The sequence below is a fragment of the Alcaligenes sp. HNGD-HTN06 genome (genome assembly GCF_049932565.1).
Lineage (GTDB): Bacteria > Pseudomonadota > Gammaproteobacteria > Burkholderiales > Burkholderiaceae_B > Alcaligenes > Alcaligenes ammonioxydans.
In genome coordinates this window covers 2,912,167-2,929,150 of record NZ_CP187782.1, presented here as the reverse complement: position 1 = coordinate 2,929,150, position 16,984 = coordinate 2,912,167, and the positions used below count along the sequence as shown (strand labels likewise).

Genomic DNA, 16,984 nt, shown 5'->3' with positions numbered 1-16,984 from the left:
TGGGCTGTGGCACCGGCCGTCTGGCGCTTTAACAAGTGGCGAGATACAGGGTTCAGCGTTGTTTATTGCGGGCATCGTTAATGGCATTGCGTGTGGCAATGGCGGCGGCCTGTGCGGCGTCCCGCCAGTCATCACTGCGGCTGGCGTAAAGGACGGCACGCGAGGAATTGATCATCATGCCGTTGCCTTGTGAGTCCATGCCAGCGGCCACGGTGGCAACTACATCCCCTCCTTGCGCGCCGATGCCAGGTACCAGCAATGGCATATCACCAATCCTGGCACGGACTTTGCCAATTTCTTCAGGGAAGGTGGCGCCAACCACCAGAGCACATTGACCATTCGTGTTCCACTTCTCTGCGACCAGGCTGGCTACATGCAGATACAAGGGAGTGCCGTCAGCCATTTCCATGAATTGCAGGTCAGAACCACCGGGGTTGGAGGTACGGCACAGCACGATTACGCCCTTGTCCTGGTGTTCCAGATAAGGCTCGACGGAATCAAAACCCATATAAGGACTGACTGTGACGGCGTCTGCGCGATAGCGCTCAAAGGCTTCGCGAGCATACTGCTCTGCCGTTGAGCCTACGTCTCCGCGCTTGGCATCGAGCACGATGGGCAGATGGGGGTAGCGGTTGCGGATGTAGTCGCACAGGTCTTGCAACTGATCCTCGGCGCCCTGGGCGGCAAAGTAGGCGATCTGCGGTTTGATGCCACAGGTGTAGTCGGCGGTAACATCCACAATCGCCTTGCAAAATTCGTAAATCGCTCCGGGTTTGCCGGCCAGCTCCAAAGGCAGACGGGCAGGGTCCGGGTCCAGACCCACCATCAACATGGATTGGTTGTCCGTCCAGGCACGGTTCAGTTTTTCTATGAATGTCATGGGAATCAGGAAAGTAAACGGCTATATAAAAAGCTGAGCCAGACGGCGCCAGCAAAAATAAGGGATAGCAGGACGGCGGCGCTGGCCAGGTCCTTGGCCCGTCCGATCAAGGGGTGATGCTCCAGGGTAATGGAGTCGGCCAGCGCCTCCAGAGCCGAGTTCAACAGTTCGACCACCAGCACAAAGACCAGTGTGGCCAGCAGGACCAGAATCTGCACGGGACTTTCTCCCAGCCAGAATGCCAGCGGCGTCAGGATGACGGCCAGCGCCAGTTCCTGACGAAAGGCGGCCTCATGGCGCAGGGCGGCAGCCAGACCTTGGCCGGAGTAGCGCAAGGCATTGAATAGGCGGCCCAAACCACCTTTGCTTTTGAACGGAGAGTCTGACATGAAGGAAGCTGCAGATTGAAGTGCCCTGATTATAGGGGTTTGCTTGAACGAAAAAAAACCGGATGGAAAAATCCATCCGGTTTTTGAGCTAAAAGCGTAGCGATCAGGGCAGAAGTGATCAATTTCTGCCCGGACCGGGGTACGGATAGATGGCTTAGAAGCCGCCCATGCCACCCATACCGCCCATGCCACCCATGTCAGGCATGGCTGCAGCAGGCTTGTCTTCCACGATTTCAGTAACAGCCACTTCGGTAGTCAGCAACAGGCTGGCGATCGACGCTGCGTTTTGCAGGGCAGTGCGAGTTACCTTGGTGGGGTCCAGGACGCCTTGCTCGACCAGGTCACCGTACTCGCCGGTAGCGGCGTTGTAGCCGTAGGTGCCGGTGCCGCTGGCCACTTGGTTCACAACCACGCTGGCTTCTTCGCCGGCGTTGGTCACAATGGTGCGCAAAGGAGCTTCGATAGCACGCAGGATCAGCTTGATGCCGGCGTCCTGATCGGTGTTGTCGCCCTTCAGTTCGGCAACAGCAGCGCGAGCACGGATCAGTGCAACGCCACCACCAGGAACGATACCTTCTTCGACGGCTGCGCGAGTTGCGTGCAGGGCGTCTTCAACGCGGGCTTTCTTCTCTTTCATTTCGACTTCGGTGGCAGCGCCCACGCGAATCACGGCAACACCGCCAGCCAGCTTGGCCACGCGCTCTTGCAGTTTTTCACGGTCGTAGTCGGAGGTGGACTCTTCGATCTGGACGCGGATCTGTTTCACGCGTGCTTCGATGTCGGTGCCGTTGCCAGCGCCGTCGATGATCGTGGTGTTTTCTTTGGCCACTTCAATGCGCTTGGCCTGACCCAGGTCGTCCAGCGTCGCTTTTTCCAGGGACATACCGGTTTCTTCAGAGATCACGGTACCGCCAGTCAGGATAGCGATGTCTTCCAGCATGGCCTTGCGACGATCGCCAAAGCCAGGAGCCTTGACAGCGGTTGTCTTCAGGATGCCGCGGATGTTGTTCACAACCAGAGTTGCCAGAGCTTCGCCTTCCACGTCTTCAGCAACGATCAGCAAAGGACGGCTGGTCTTGGCAACTTGCTCCAGTACGGGCAGCAGGTCACGAATGTTGGAGATTTTCTTGTCGAAAATCAGAACAAACGGATCGTCCAGAACAGCAACTTGCTTGTCAGCGTTGTTGATGAAGTAAGGGGACAGGTAGCCGCGGTCAAACTGCATGCCTTCGACCACGTCCAGCTCGTTTTCCAGGGATTTGCCGTCTTCAACGGTAATCACGCCTTCCTTGCCCACTTTGTCCATGGCATTGGCGATGATTTCACCAATGGAGTGGTCGCTGTTGGCGGAGATGGAGCCGACCTGAGCGATTTCCTTGCTGGTGGTGCAAGGACGGGACAGTTGACGCAGTTCGTCAACCACCACGCTGACAGCCTTGTCGATACCGCGCTTCAGGTCCATTGGGTTGATGCCGGCGGCAACAAACTTCAGGCCTTCTTCAACGATGGCCTGGGCCAGAACCGTAGCGGTCGTGGTACCGTCACCGGCGTTGTCGGAGGTTTTGGAAGCAACTTCTTTAACCAGTTGAGCACCGATGTTCTCGAACTTGTCTTTCAGTTCGATTTCCTTGGCAACGGACACCCCGTCTTTCGTCACGGTAGGAGCGCCAAAGGAGCGGTCCAGAACAACGTTGCGGCCTTTGGGGCCCATGGTGGTCTTAACAGCGTTAGCCAGAACATTGACGCCGCGTACGATGCGGGTGCGTGCGTCGTCGCCGAAGTAAACTTGTTTTGCAGTCATGGTTTGAATCCTATTGAATTTTCGTTGGCGGTACTTATTCGATCACGGCGAAGATTTCTTCTTCGCGGATCACCAGCAGCTCTTCGCCGTCGATCTTGACGGATTGGCCGGAGTACTTGCCAAACAGAACTTTGTCGCCGACCTTCAGGTCCAGCGCCAGAACCTTGCCGTCCTCGGTTTTCTTGCCGGGGCCAACGGCCAGGATTTCGCCTTGATCGGGCTTTTCAGTCGCGCTCTCGGGGATAACGATACCGGAAGCGGTGGTGCGTTCGTTGTCCAGACGCTTGACGATCACGCGATCGTTCAAAGGACGCAGTGCCATGGAGAAACTCCTGTTTAAGATGACTTTAGTTGTTGGTCCGATTTTGGGGGCGAGGCGTTTTAGCACTCTGCCCCTTCGAGTGCTAATTATAGGGACGACTTTTCTAATTTCAAGAGCACCCGGGTCGTGTTGTTACATATTTGTCCTGGGGCGTGGAGCTTCAGGGGACACAAAGGCCTGGCGACGGTAAGCGTCAGCATCCTGCTTTGCGGTTCGTCCCCCTTCAGCATACGCGTTTATTCATGTCAGGGCAGATCGGGCGGGGCCTCTTTCAATTTGCTTCAACGTCCTGCCAGGCTACGGGCGTCGCTCCCCACAGGTTCAGACCGTGCTTGCGCCTGCGCTCAAATCTGGCGCGGGTGTCGCTGGCAACAACGGATCGATAGCCCGGCACAGGGCCAGCAAGTGATCGTCCGCGCCAATATCGGCCTCGACCAATATGCCTACCGGCAAACCTGCCGACAGGCCGACAGGCAAAGAGATGCCCGGTGCGCCCAGGTTGGAGCCCAGATCCGTGCGGGAAATATAGGTATTGAAGGTAGGCACCGCCTTGCCGTTGAGCAGGGTGGTTTCATCGTCGCCGATCGGGCAGGCTGTCAGAGGAGTCGTCGGGAAGATCAGGCCGCTGATGTCGGAGCTGCGCAGAAGGTCGGTGTAAGCTTGCTGCATCAGGGGGCGGTCAAGGTTCAGAGCTTCTTCATAAGCCTCTTGGCTGATGGTGTAGTCGCCCGTTATGGCATCAAAGATTTCCTTCACGTCGGGGCTGTTGATGCCCGCAATCAGCTCGTCAAGCCCAATGCCGTACTTGTTTTCAGCCAGGTATAAAGGCAAGGTCTGCAAGGTCTCGTACAGCACAATCGGCATGCCTACACGGGCATTCCGGGCCAATAGTGGCGACAGGTCGACTTCTACCAAGGTCACCCCGGCTTTTTGCAGATCATCCAGGAATGCCAGGGTGACCTTAGCCACGCCCGCATCCAGATTTTTCCAGAAACTATCACGCGGCACGCCCAGACGCAGTTCTTTCAAGGACGGCGTGGCAATGAGGGAGGGGGCTTTCTGGCACAGAACGGAGTCCAGCAAACTGATGTCCGCCAGGCTGCGCGTCATGGGGCCTGCCGTATCGCGGGTGGGAGACAGGGGCACAATGCCCTGGCCCGAGTATCGGCCTACCGTGGGACGAAAGCCGTATAAGCCACACAGGGAGGCCGGCAAACGGACCGAAGCGCCGGTATCGGTGCCCAGGCCAGCGGGAAACTGACGGGCAGCAACGGCGGTAGCCGTGCCGCCAGACGAACCACCGGGAATGCGGTTGGGATCATACGGGTTGCGGCTCGGACCTGTGGTGGCATTGTTGGTGGTAATGCCAAAGGCCAGCTCATGCATCACGGCTTTGGCCGGCAGGACGGCACCAGCCTGACGCAATTGGCTGACAATCTGCGCATCCTGGAGAGGAAAACGGCCTTGTAGCGCGCCCGTGCTGGAGGTGGTGGGCATGTCGGTGGTGTTCAGGTTGTCTTTCAACACCAGTGGTACGCCGTCCAGGGCGAGAGCCTGGCCACGGGCGCGGCGTGCGTCGGATTGATCGGCCTGCTGATAAAACAGCGCCGGGTCCAGATGCGCCAGACCGCCCAGATGGGCCATTTTCTGGGATTGCTGCAGCAGCTCTTCTGCAATTTCGCGGGCGCTAAATTGCTGCTTTTCCAGCCCTGCCAGCAGTTCGCTGGCGCTAAGTTCGGTCAATGCCATGGAGTCTCTCCTGGGGGCCGGTACGGGCCCCTGCCTGTGATCGTGAAATCAATCAGCCTCTATAAGGGCTGTCGTGAGTAAAAAGAGACGTTAAGGGTATCAGCAAGCACAGGACTGGGCTTAGCTTGCTCGCCAAATGACCTTGTTGCGGCCAGCATGTTTGGCCTCGTATAAAAGCCGGTCTGCCTGTTCAATCGCCTGGTTGATGTCGCCATTGCTGTTGAGCTGCACGACTCCGAAGCTGGCTGTCAGCGTATGGGCGGTAGCGGCAATGGGCAGATTCATCACACTGCTGCGCAGGCGCTCGGCCACCAGGACGGCCGTATGCAGGCTGGTGCTGCGTATCAGCATGACAAACTCTTCGCCGCCGAAGCGGGCTGCCAGATCGTCTTGTCGGACCGTCCGAGCCAGCAAGGCTCCGAATTCCCTCAGGGCCCGGTCACCAGCGGCATGTCCCCAGGTGTCATTGAGTGACTTGAAATGGTCCAGATCGCAGGTCAGCACGGCCCAGCCGTTGTGACCATACAGTTCCAGGCGTTTTTTGACCTGTTCAAAAAAAGCACGGCGGTTGAGCAGACGCGTCAGCGGGTCCCGGCTGCGTTCATGGTCCAGCGTCTGAACAATGGACATGGCCGTGCTGGTCAGGATGGCTAGCGCCAGCCAGATGCTGATGAACATATTGGTTGCCAGCATGAGCAGCCAAAAGCCCGAGCGAGTCAGTTCCAATTGCCCATCATGGGGAATGACGGTCGCCAAAATGGCAACGCGGATAAAGGCATAGATCAGTACGATCAGGTAGGAGGCCCGCAGCAAGGTACGAAGGGGCAGAGTGGGTGCGTGTCCATACAGGATGGTTTTGGCCGGCAAGGCAACCAGCAAGGCCAGGCCCGAATTCAGGATCAGCAAACGCAGCCACAGTTGATCATCGACGCGGGAAAAATAAAAGAGCAGGCCCAAGGTCGTGGCCATGATCAGGCAGGCCCCGCCGGCATGACTGCGCCCTCCAAAGCGTAAGGCCACCCCTTGGGCCATTGCCCATACCCCCAGCAGATACATGGAAGATAAGGGCAGGGTCCAGCGGGCCAGCAGCTCGGTGGGCATCAGGCTGTGAATGCCCATGGGAATGGCGGTGGCGATATAACCGCTGGCAATCCAAAGCAGATAACGGTGATCGCGCAGGCGGCTCCAGCAGTAGATCATGGCGATGCCCAGCAAAGCCGCACAGGCAGGGACGATCAGAACGAAATACTGATTGGGTGAGGACACGGTAAGTGACGTGCAATAAAAAAGGTTAAAAACCGGCGTTACAACAATTGTAACGATATTGCCGTGTGACAAACGTTTGATGCTTGAGAACAAACACTTTAATCGTGCAAAAGAGGACGTTTTGATCTGCTTTATGCATCTTTTTCGAGACTGGGCAGGTAATTAGGCGCTTGCAGGAACAGACTGCGGGGAAGTATCAGCCCGCTTTAAACCCCAAAGCAGAACCAGTCCTGCCGCTAACGGTGTCCCTCGTGTCAATAAAGAAGGGGGGAGCCGTCGTGGCCCCCCCTTGGCAGGCTGCGACCACTTTTTTTATGGTGCTGTTTCAACCAATACCAGCTCTGCATCGTCCAGCGCCTGAATATCCAGGGACGTTTCCTGGCGGATCGCGGCCCCGTCACGGGCATTTAATTCGAGTCCATTGACCAAAACCCGTCCTTTGGCAGGCACCAGATAGGCCAGATGGCCGGCTGGCAGCGATACGCTGGTGCGCTGACCTTTTTGCAGGGTCGCTCCCAGTACCCGGGCTTGGGCCCGAATGGGCAAGGCTTCCGTGTCACTGTCAAAACCGCTGGCCAAGGCCACAAACTGACCCGAGCGCTCCGCTTTGGGAAAAGGTTTGGCACCCCATGCGGGAGGCAGGCCACGGCGCGCTGGCTGAATCCAGATCTGGAAAATCTGGGTTGTGACACTTTCCAGGTTGTACTCGGCATGCCGGATACCGGTGCCGGCACTCATGACCTGCACATCGCCTGCTTCGGTGCGCCCTTTGTTGCCTAGGCTATCCTGGTGGCTGATGGCCCCTTCACGCACATACGTGATGATTTCCATGTCAGCATGATCGTGAGGGGGAAAACCGGTATTGGAGGCGATGGTGTCATCGTTCCAGACACGCAGCGCCCCCCAGCCCATCCGGGCGGGATCGTAATAATTGGCAAAGGAAAAATGGTGCTTGGCGTCCAGCCAGCCGTGGTTGGCGCCGCCCAGTTCATTAAAAGGCCGATGTTCAATCATGATGCGCTCCTTGATTTTGCGTATTGAAAAACATTCTAGGCCGCTTGTTGGCGTAATAAAATAGAATCAATAGCATAGTATTTATTCCAAAAATTACATGAAAACGCTCCCCGATCTTCAGGCCTGGGCGATTTTTGCCACTGTCGCTGAAACCGGCTCATTTGCCCAGGCAGCCGAGGTGTTGGGCCTGTCGCAGCCCACTGTCTCCAAAGCCATCGCCCGGCTGGAAAAGCAGCTGAATATTTCTTTGTTTCACCGCACGTCTCGGCGTCTATCTCTGACAGAGACCGGTCTGGCCAGCCTGGAGCAGGCGCAAACCGTGTTGGCCGCTGGGCAAGGTGCTGAAGCGCTGGCGCGCGATCAGCGGGAAAGCCTGCAAGGGCGGATAAAGATTGCGGCGCCCATGTCTTTTGGGCTCGAGCATCTGGCGCCTTTGCTGCCAGCCTTTATGAAGCAGCACCCCGCGGTGTTGCTGGATCTGCACTTTAATGATGCCCAGGTCAATATTGTCGAGCAGGGCTTTGACATGGCCTTGCGCATCTCCACGATGGACGATTCCAGTCTTTTAGTGCGTCGATTGTGCAATCTGCGTTTGTGTTTGGTCGCGGCCCCTGCCTATCTGGCCAACTATGGCAGGCCGGCGCACCCCAGCGATTTGGCCCGGCACAGCAGTCTGCGCTATGCCTACGAGCGACGAGGCAGCGTCTGGCGCTTTCAGCAAGGGGCCGAGCACTACTCGCAAACGGTGCCTTGCCGCTTGCAGGTCAATAATGCCCAGGCCTTGATGGCGCCGTTGCTGCAGGGGCTGGGCTTGGCCGTGCTGCCGCAGTTTCTGCTCGGTGACCTGGTCGAGCAAGGTTTGCTGGAGGTGGTCTTGCCGCAATGGGATCTGCCCAGCCTGACTTTGCATTTGCTCACTCCGCCTGGCCGCTCGCGCCCGGCTCGGGTGCAGGCCTTTATCGATTTTCTGGTGGCCAGTTTTGAGCGTGCGCCCTGGGCAGAGGATAGTCCGTAAAAGACCGCTTACGTTTTGCCGTTAGACTGTCCGCTACACCCCTGTTTTCTAGGAGATCACCATGGATAAACGTCCTCCCTTGCCCCCCTTCGATCTGGACAGCGCCCGTCAGAAAGTACGCGCAGCAGAGGATGCCTGGAATAGCCGTGACCCGGTCAAGGTTTCGCAGGCTTATACCGTGGATACGCGCTGGCGCAATCGCAGCGAATTTCCGCAGGGACGCGATCAGGTCCAATCTTTTTTAGAACGTAAATGGCAAAAAGAGCGTGAATATCGTTTGATCAAAGAAATATGGGCCTGGCATGAAAACAGAATCGCGGTGCGCTTTGCGTATGAATGGCAGGATGAATACGGGCAATGGTGGCGCAGTTATGGAAATGAAAATTGGGAATTTGATGAGCATGGCTACATGGCGGTACGGCATGCCAGTATTAACGATGTGGCTATTGCCCAGTCCGAGCGCAAGTTCCATTGGCCTTTGGGGCGTCGCCCCGACGATCATCCCGGTTTGAGTGAATTAGGTCTGTAATTTCAAGTCCCGAGTCCTTGGAAACGGGACAAGGTCCGTGGATACCTCCCCAAGCAATACAAATCCGGTCTGGTCAACGCCAAACCGGATTTTTTAAATCTGTAATCTCGATGTCTCAGCCGTACTGGCCTGAAATGAATAGAGGTAAAAATATTGAAGTTTCCCTGTTCGCCGTCAAAGACAGACGGGCGAATAAATGGTTTAGTGTTGGGTTAGCCTTCCTTTAACTTCAAGGAGTCCTCTATCATGAATCACCCTGCTGGCTTGAGTGCGACCGCAGAGGCGGCGGATTGCACCGCGCCGTCCAGTCACTATTCCCGATTGATCGAGCAAGCTCGCAAAGAGCCCAAGCGGATTTGTGTGGTGGCTCATCCCTGCGACGACGTGTCTTTGGGGGCAGCCTTGCAGGCTCGGGTACAAGGTCTGTTCGATATCGTATTGGTGGGACCGCAGGCTCGTTTGCATGCCGTGGCGGCGCAACATGGTTTGAGTCTGGAAGGAATCACCTTGATTGATACGCCTCACAGCCATGCCTCGGCCGAGCGGGCGGTGCAAGAGGTGCTGGCCGGACGGGCGCAACTGCTGATGAAGGGCAGCCTGCATACCGATGAGCTGATTCAGGCCGTGCTGTGTACCGGGGGCAAGGGTTTGCGCACGGGACGCCGTCTGAGCCATGTTTTTATTATGGACGTGCCCCGTTACCCCGAGCCTTTGTTCGTGACCGATGGCGCCATCAATATTTTTCCGGACTTGAGTACCAAGGCGGACATTGTGCAAAACGCCATTGATCTGCACCATGGACTGGGGCTGGGTACACCGCTGGTGGCCATCCTGTCTGCCGTCGAGCAGGTGACGGAAAAAATCCCGACCACGCTGGAAGCCGCCGCCTTGTGCAAGATGGCCGACCGCGGCCAGATTACCGGGGCAGTGTTGGACGGCCCCTTGGCGCTGGACAATGCCATCAGCCCCGAGGCGGCACGCATCAAATGTATTGTGTCGCCAGTGGCGGGCAAGGCGCAGATTCTGGTGGCCCCCGATCTGGAAGCGGGCAATATGCTGGCCAAGAATCTGACTTTTCTATCCGGTGCGCAGGCAGCCGGTATTGTGATGGGCGCGCGTGTGCCCATTATTCTGACCAGTCGCGCCGACAGTGCACAGACCCGTTTGGCCTCGTGCGCGGTGGCCAGTATTTATGCCGGCTATCTGGAGCGTAAAGTTGCCTTGGAGGCCAAGCATTCATGAGCGAGCAGATTCTGGTTGTTAATGCGGGCAGCTCCAGCCTGAAGTTTCATATGTACCAGGTTCAGCCGGGCGACCAGCTTGACTTTGAGTTTGGCGGCCAGGTCTCGGGCATTGGCAGTACCCAGCCCGCTTTCAAGGTCAAGAATGCGCAAGGGCAGTCCCTGATCAAGCAGGATCTGGCCGCTGAGCAGGCCAGAGATTTGCACACAGCCCAAGCGCTGGTGGCACGCTGGTTACTGGAGCATGTGGAGGGTCGGCCCATTGCGGTGGGTCACCGTATCGTGCATGGCGGTGCGCGTTACGACAAAAGCGTGCCCCTGACGCCGCAGGTTCTGGCCTATCTGGACAGTCTTTCACCCTTGGCTCCCTTGCATCAGCAGAACAATCTGGCTCCAGTGCGAGTGATTTTCGAGCACTATCCGGAAATTTTTCAGGTGGCCTGTCTGGACACGGCGTTCCATCAGGGGCATGTACCTTATTTGCAGCATTTCGCCTTGCCGGAACGTTTCTTTGAGCAGGGTGTGCGCCGCTACGGGTTTCACGGCCTGTCCTACCACTATATTTCACAGCACCTGCGACAGGAGTTTCCCGAGCTGGCCGATGGGCGGGTGGTCGTGGCTCATCTGGGCTCGGGCGCTTCGGCCTGTGCCCTGAAAGAAGGGCGCAGCGTGCATACCACCATGGGGTTTACCGCACTCGATGGTTTGCCGATGGGCACACGGCCGGGACGTCTGGACGCCGGCGTGGTCTTGTGGATGCTGGAGCAGGGCATGGATCACGACGAGATTCAGTCCGTGCTCTACACCCAATCCGGTCTGAAAGGCCTGTCGGGCGAACAGGCTGATATGCGGGCACTGGAGGCGTCCGATGATCCGCGAGCCAAACTGGCCGTGCAATACTTTTGTTACCACACGGCCGAGAACCTGGCTGGCTTATGCGTGGCCCTGAAGGGGCTCGATACCTTGGTGTTTACGGCAGGTATTGGCGAGCACAGCCCGTCCATACGTGCAGGCATTGCGCAGCACCTGGAATGGCTGGGAGTGGAAATTGATCCGATACGTAACCAGAAGGGGCAAACCGTCATTTCCACAGACGACAGCCCGGTCAGGGTTCTGGTCATTCCTACCAATGAGGAACGGGTTATTGCCGAGCAGTCTCTCGCTCTGGTGCGGGCAAGCCCCTAACATCGCAGGGGCCGCCTGAGGCCCCGGCGTCAGGCCGGGGCGCGTTCACGACCGATTTCTTCCTGCAGCCACTGCCGAAACGCGAGCAGGGGGGGATAGTCACCGCGTCCCGCTGGACATGCCAGGTAATAGGCTTCCGTATTCGTGCAGGGCGAGTCCAGCGCCAGAACCAGATCACCCCGCTCCAGCTCCTGCTTGAACAGGAAGGTGGGCAGCAGCGCAATCCCAAGGCCGGAAATGGCGGCTTGCGTAATCAGTGCAAACTGGTCAAGCAACATGCCGTGAATACGCACGTTTTCCACGCCGTTGGCGCCGAACCAGCGCTCCCACGCATCTGGCCGCGAAACCAGATGCAGCAAGGGGGCCTTGAGCAAATCCGCGGCCGTCTCAAACCGATAGTGCTCGCGCATGCCGACGCTACAGGCCGGCACCACCGTTTCTGACATCAGAAAATCCAGATGGGCTCCCGGCCAGTCGGGCAGGCCGTAATGGATGGCGGCATCCACATGTTCCATTTGAAAGTCAAAGGGCTGCAGGCGCGTGAGCAGATTGATGGTGATGCCCGGGTGCGTGGCAAGAAACGCTGGCAATCGGGGGGCAAGCCAGCGTGTGCCGAACGTTGGCAAGATCGCCAGATTCAGTGTTCCGCCGTGGGGATTGGCTTTGAATCCCAAGGTGGCATTGGCAATACGCCGCAGTGCATCACTTAGTTCCTGGGCGTAGGTACTGCCAGCCTGGGTCAGACGAACGGTTTGGCGTTCTCTGATGAAAAGGTCCGCGCCCAATATTTCCTCCAGTAGCCGGATCTGCCGGCTGACCGCGCTTTGGGTCAGACTCAGCTCGCCTGCCGCGGCTGTGAAACTGCCCAGGCGTGCAGCAGCCTCAAAGGCCACCAGGACGTGCATGGGGGGAAGAAAGCGCTTGGGAATGGACATACCGGCTAGCTAAGGGAAAACGTTGAGTCATTCTATTCAGGAATGACTTGAGTTGGAATTATCGTTTGACCCCTCTTGTCCCCGCTCACAGAATGATGTGCAAGATAGCCGACTATTTCAGGCTTATAGGATTATGGGCTGCCGCGGACTGCGATGTGAAATAGCGCATGCCGGTAAGCGGGAGTGATTCACTCATGGACTGACCTTGCCGTGTCGTCAGGTCAGGCAACTTGCTGGTGGTTTTATGGACACCTCTGTTTTTATATCCAAGGACGAAATCCGTTCCCGGTTCTCGCGTGCCATGTCGGCCATGTATCAGCAAGAGGTGCCGCAGTACGGTGCCTTGTTGAGCTTGGTGCGTGAGATCAACGCCGCCGTGCTCGAGCGGGAGCCGACGCTGGAGCGCGACTTGCGGCAGCACTCGGAGCTGACCCGCCTGGAGGTGGAGCGTCATGGTGCGATTCGGGTCGGAACAGCAGCGGAGCTCAAAGGGATTGCCCAGATTTTTGCGGTCATGGGCATGTATCCCGTGGCTTATTACGATCTGTCCGTGGCGGGGGTGCCGGTTCATTCCACCGCGTTTCGCCCTGTGGATGAGCACGCACTGCAGATCAACCCTTTTCGGGTATTTACCTCTTTACTCAGGCTGGAACTGATCGAAGATGTGAGCCTGCGCCAACAGGCGGCCGCCATCTTGTCGCAGCGATCGATTTTTCCACCCGGGCTGTTGGAGCTGGCCGCGCAAGCCCAGGCGGCAGGGGGACTGACCGAGCCGCAGGCCAAGGAGTTTGTAACGGCGGCCACGGAGGTTTTTCGCTGGCATCGCCAAGCCACTGTTGATCAGGACACCTATCGCAAGTTCCATGCAGCGCATCGTCTGCTGGCCGATATTGTGTGCTTCAAGGGGCCGCACATCAATCACCTTACGCCCAGAACTCTGGACATTGACGCCGTACAAGAGGCGATGCCTCAACGGGGCATTCCCGCCAAAGAGTTGATCGAAGGCCCGCCGCGACGGCGCAACCCCATCCTGCTGCGTCAGACCAGCTTCAAGGCCTTGGAAGAGGAGATTGAGTTTGTCGGCCAGACGCGGGCCGGTTCCCATACCGCGCGCTTTGGCGAGATCGAGCAACGTGGTGTGGCCTTGACGCGGGCAGGCCGCGCACTTTACGACTCTTTGCTGATGCAGGCCAGAGAACTCGGGTCGCAAGCAAGGTCTACGCAGACGTACACCGAGCGTCTCCAGCATGTCTTTACTCAGTTCCCGGATGACGAGCATGAGCTGTATGAACGTGGACTGGCTTTTTTCCGGTTTGAGCCACGGGACCCGGTTGTCTGGCAGCAAGAAGTGGCCGCTGGCCGGCCCTGGGACCTGCCTGATCTGGTCAAGCGCGGGGTGGTCGCACTAAGCCCGATTACGTACGAAGATTTTCTGCCGGTCAGCGCAGCGGGGATTTTTCAGTCCAACCTGGGTGATGCGGAGCAAAAAAACTATGTCTCGCAGGCGGCTCGCGCGGAATTTGAACGCAACCTGGGCAGTCCTGTGCTTGATGAGATTGATCTGTACCAGGCTGCTCAGACGCGCTCCGAGCAGGCGTTGCAGCAACGTTTTCTTGCGGAGTCAAAAGCATGAATGCGCACGAGCGCAGTCACGGCCTGTGGCAGGCTTCCGCGCCGCCCGCGCCGGCGTGTGAGCGCTTACAAGGCTCCGTTAAGGCCGATGTCGCCATTATGGGTGCGGGCTTTACCGGTTTGTCTGCTGCTTTGCATCTGGCGCAGGCCGGGGTTCGGGTCGTCGTGCTGGAAGGGGCGCAGATCGGTTTTGGGGGATCGGGACGAAACGTGGGTCTGGTCAATGCGGGCCTGTGGCTTGAACCGGAAACGCTGCTCAAGACAGTGGGCTCGCCTTACGGAGATCGCCTGCTGCATTTGTTAAGTGGGGCACCGGCGGCGGTGTATGAGCTGGTGGCCCAGCACCGGATGGATTGTCAGGCCGTGCAGGCCGGTACCTTGCATTGTGCGGTAGGGGCGGGTGGTCTACGCAATATCCGTGAGCGTTGGCGCCAATGGCAGCAGCTTGGGGCGCCAGTCGAGTTGCTCGATCAAATACAGGTGGCTGAGGCAACGGGAACCACCGCCTATGCGGGGGCCTTGCTGGATCGGCGTGCTGGCACGATTCAACCTTTGGCCTATGTTCGGGGTCTGGCGCGGGCCGCGATGCAAGCAGGGGCCCGCATCTATGAGCAAACTGCGGTCAGACGGGTTGAGGACGGCCGCACGCACTGGGTGCTGCAGACCGAGGATGGCCAGGTGCTGGCGCCGTGGGTGATTGTGGCGACCAATGCTTACACCAGTGATGTCTGGCCCGCCTTGCCTGCAGAATTGGTGCGTCTGCCGTATTTCAATGTGGCCACGCAACCCCTGGATGCCGCGCTGCGCGCCCAGATTCTGCCGGGAAAGCAGGGGGTCTGGGATACGCGTTCGGTTCTGTCTTCCTACCGTTTCGATCAGGCCGGACGCCTGGTTTTTGGCAGTGTGGGGGCATTGCGCGACCGTGGGCGCTCAGTGCACAAGGCCTGGGCACAACGTGCCTTGCGGCAGCTGTTTCCGGCCCTGAAGCAGGTGCAGTTTGATTATGAGTGGTATGGGTGGATAGGCATGACGTCGGATGCCGTGCCGCGTCTGCACCAGTTGGGGCGGCAGGTCTGGTCCTTTAGCGGCTATAACGGGCGAGGCATTGCCCCCGGCACGGTCTTTGGGCGCGAACTGGCGAATTTGATCGTGGGGCGGAGCAAGGTGCAGGACTTGCCCCTGCCTGTGTCTGCGCTCAAACCGGTTTCATGCAAACCCTTGAAGGAGGCGGGCTATGAATACGGGGCGCAGTTGGCGCATTTTGTCGGTGCCCGCAGCCTGTCGGGACAGCGCCGATCTTGAGATTGTCGATCGTTCAGCCGATGACAAACCTTGGGTTACGCAGTGGCCTGCTGGCGATAGCGGCAGACCTGCCTGTCCCGAAGGCTGACGCTTTATGTTCAGGAAGGGGAGGGCTTTTGCAGGCCGATCTTCCGCACTTTTTTATGGGGTACAAGCATGACTTACACAGCCACGGCGCATACCAGCGAACTCGCGCATTCCATTTTGGCCCGACTGGGCGTGACGACCGCTCTCGATTTCCAGCAGGGCATGTCGGTACGCTCGCCTATTGATGGCAGCCAATTGGCCCAACTGCGACCTCACGGCAGCGAGGAGGTCAAAGAGGCCATTGCCCGTGCCCATCAGGCCTGGCAGACCTGGCGTACTGTCCCGGCTCCAGTACGAGGGGAGCTGGTCCGCCTGCTGGGTCAGGAGCTGCGGGCCGAAAAACACGCCTTGGGACAGTTGATTTCTCTGGAGGCCGGAAAAATCACGAGTGAGGGTCTGGGTGAAGTCCAGGAAATGATTGATATCTGCGATTTTGCCGTGGGACTGTCCCGACAGCTCTATGGTTTGACCATTGCTTCTGAACGGCCCGGTCACCGCATGATGGAAACCTGGCATCCCCTGGGCGTGGTCGGTGTGATTACGGCCTTCAATTTTCCGATGGCGGTGTGGGCCTGGAATACCGCTTTGGCACTGGTGTGTGGGGATGCCGTCGTTTGGAAACCCTCGGAGAAAACACCGTTGTCCGCTTTGGCTTGCCAGGCAGTCTTTGAGCGAGCCATGGCGCGTTTTCAAGACGGGCCCGCGCACCTGAGCCAGGTACTGATCGGTGGGCGCGAGCCGGGTGAGATCCTGGTGGATGATGCTCGGGTGGCGCTGGTGTCGGCCACCGGTAGCACACGCATGGGACGGGAGGTGGGCCCTCGTGTGGCGCGTCGTTTCGGTCGCGTTCTGCTGGAGCTGGGTGGCAATAACGCGGTTATCGTCACGCCTAATGCGGATCTGGATCTGGCGGTGCGAGGGATTGTTTTTGCGGCTGTGGGTACGGCAGGGCAGCGCTGTACCAGTACACGACGTTTGATTGTGCATCGCAGTATCAGTGATCAACTGGTGGAACGCCTCAAACAGGTCTATGGCAGGCTCCGGATCGGTAATCCCTTGCAGGAGGGAACGCTGCTGGGACCGCTGGTCGATCAGGCTGCTTTTGAGGCGATGCAGGCGGCCTTGGAGGCAGCCCGCGCACAGGGCGGGCGGGTTACGGGTGGGGAGCGAGTGTTGCAGGACGAGTTTCCCTCAGCGTATTACGTCAGGCCTGCCATCGTGGAAATGGATAGGCAGACCGACACGGTCCGGCAGGAAACCTTTGCGCCCATTTTGTATGTGCTGCGCTATGAGGAGCTGTCCGAGGCGCTGGCCCTGCAAAACGATGTGCCACAAGGTTTGTCGTCCGCGATTTTCAGTAATGACTTGCGTGAAACCGAGGCGTTTCTCTCGGCCAGTGGTTCTGACTGTGGTATTGCCAACGTCAATATCGGGACTTCGGGAGCCGAGATTGGTGGTGCCTTTGGCGGTGATAAGGAAACCGGCGGGGGCCGTGAGTCCGGCTCCGATGCCTGGCGCGCCTACATGCGCCGGGCGACCAACACCATCAACTATTCACGGGAACTGCCGTTGGCGCAAGGCGTGAAGTTCGACCTCTGACGCTGTTCGAGTGCTCAGAAAGACGGCCCTGACCGCTG

15 protein-coding genes are annotated in these 16,984 nt (G+C 58.3%); 7 read left to right on the top strand and 8 right to left on the bottom strand.

The window, feature by feature from the left end; genetic code table 11:
• Positions 1-52: 52 nt before the first annotated feature.
• The 7 genes from pyrF to ACOZ42_RS13425 all read right to left on the bottom strand — a co-directional run bounded on the left by pyrF (position 53) and on the right by ACOZ42_RS13425 (position 7,421).
• The gene (gene pyrF / locus ACOZ42_RS13455; RefSeq protein ID WP_003802357.1) at positions 53-880 is read right to left on the bottom strand and encodes an orotidine-5'-phosphate decarboxylase; all 828 of its coding nucleotides are present in this window, start codon (positions 878-880) and stop codon (positions 53-55) included.
• 5 nt (positions 881-885) lie between these two features.
• Positions 886-1,269 (bottom strand): diacylglycerol kinase, encoded by a 384-nt coding sequence (locus ACOZ42_RS13450; protein ID WP_003802355.1) that lies wholly within the window; start codon positions 1,267-1,269, stop codon positions 886-888.
• Between the two features lie 154 nt (positions 1,270-1,423).
• Complete coding sequence (gene groL / locus ACOZ42_RS13445) at positions 1,424-3,070, bottom strand: chaperonin GroEL (protein WP_003802354.1); 1,647 nt, start codon at positions 3,068-3,070, stop codon at positions 1,424-1,426.
• Positions 3,071-3,104: 34 nt separating this feature from the next.
• Positions 3,105-3,392, bottom strand: a complete 288-nt coding sequence (locus tag ACOZ42_RS13440) for a co-chaperone GroES (RefSeq protein ID WP_003802352.1) — start codon at positions 3,390-3,392, stop codon at positions 3,105-3,107.
• Between the two features lie 321 nt (positions 3,393-3,713).
• The gene (gene iaaH, locus ACOZ42_RS13435; protein WP_003802350.1) at positions 3,714-5,141 is read right to left on the bottom strand and encodes an indoleacetamide hydrolase; all 1,428 of its coding nucleotides are present in this window, start codon (positions 5,139-5,141) and stop codon (positions 3,714-3,716) included.
• A 120-nt stretch (positions 5,142-5,261) separates the two neighbouring features.
• On the bottom strand, positions 5,262-6,407 hold the full coding sequence (locus ACOZ42_RS13430; protein ID WP_240209511.1) for a GGDEF domain-containing protein: 1,146 nt from the start codon (positions 6,405-6,407) through the stop codon (positions 5,262-5,264).
• Between the two features lie 312 nt (positions 6,408-6,719).
• Positions 6,720-7,421 (bottom strand): pirin family protein, encoded by a 702-nt coding sequence (locus tag ACOZ42_RS13425; RefSeq protein ID WP_426345252.1) that lies wholly within the window; start codon positions 7,419-7,421, stop codon positions 6,720-6,722.
• 97 nt (positions 7,422-7,518) lie between these two features.
• On the opposite strand from ACOZ42_RS13425, the gene ACOZ42_RS13420 reads away from it, so the two are divergent.
• The 4 genes from ACOZ42_RS13420 to ACOZ42_RS13405 all read left to right on the top strand — a co-directional run bounded on the left by ACOZ42_RS13420 (position 7,519) and on the right by ACOZ42_RS13405 (position 11,391).
• The gene (locus ACOZ42_RS13420; RefSeq protein ID WP_240209510.1) at positions 7,519-8,436 is read left to right on the top strand and encodes a LysR substrate-binding domain-containing protein; all 918 of its coding nucleotides are present in this window, start codon (positions 7,519-7,521) and stop codon (positions 8,434-8,436) included.
• Between the two features lie 61 nt (positions 8,437-8,497).
• Positions 8,498-8,965 (top strand): DUF1348 family protein, encoded by a 468-nt coding sequence (locus ACOZ42_RS13415; protein WP_003802342.1) that lies wholly within the window; start codon positions 8,498-8,500, stop codon positions 8,963-8,965.
• A gap of 246 nt (positions 8,966-9,211) precedes the next feature.
• Positions 9,212-10,207, top strand: coding sequence for a phosphate acetyltransferase (locus tag ACOZ42_RS13410; RefSeq protein ID WP_426345251.1), 996 nt, complete (start codon positions 9,212-9,214; stop codon positions 10,205-10,207).
• Entirely contained in the window at positions 10,204-11,391 is a 1,188-nt protein-coding gene (locus ACOZ42_RS13405) for an acetate/propionate family kinase (RefSeq protein ID WP_131070855.1), read from the top strand. Before ACOZ42_RS13410 ends, ACOZ42_RS13405 begins: the two co-directional genes overlap by 4 nt.
• Positions 11,392-11,420: 29 nt before the next feature.
• Here the strand turns inward: ACOZ42_RS13405 and ACOZ42_RS13400 are convergent, their stop codons facing one another.
• On the bottom strand, positions 11,421-12,326 hold the full coding sequence (locus ACOZ42_RS13400) for a LysR substrate-binding domain-containing protein (protein WP_003802334.1): 906 nt from the start codon (positions 12,324-12,326) through the stop codon (positions 11,421-11,423).
• A 244-nt stretch (positions 12,327-12,570) separates the two neighbouring features.
• On the opposite strand from ACOZ42_RS13400, the gene hglS reads away from it, so the two are divergent.
• The 3 genes from hglS (at position 12,571) to ACOZ42_RS13385 (ending at position 16,946) form a co-directional block, all read left to right on the top strand.
• A complete protein-coding gene (gene hglS / locus ACOZ42_RS13395) occupies positions 12,571-13,959 on the top strand; it encodes a 2-oxoadipate dioxygenase/decarboxylase HglS (RefSeq protein WP_301605955.1) in 1,389 nt (462 codons plus the stop codon).
• Positions 13,956-15,260, top strand: coding sequence for an NAD(P)/FAD-dependent oxidoreductase (locus ACOZ42_RS13390; RefSeq protein ID WP_003802331.1), 1,305 nt, complete (start codon positions 13,956-13,958; stop codon positions 15,258-15,260). Before hglS ends, ACOZ42_RS13390 begins: the two co-directional genes overlap by 4 nt.
• A gap of 156 nt (positions 15,261-15,416) precedes the next feature.
• Positions 15,417-16,946, top strand: a complete 1,530-nt coding sequence (locus tag ACOZ42_RS13385) for an L-piperidine-6-carboxylate dehydrogenase (RefSeq protein WP_131070852.1) — start codon at positions 15,417-15,419, stop codon at positions 16,944-16,946.
• Positions 16,947-16,984 lie beyond the last annotated feature (38 nt).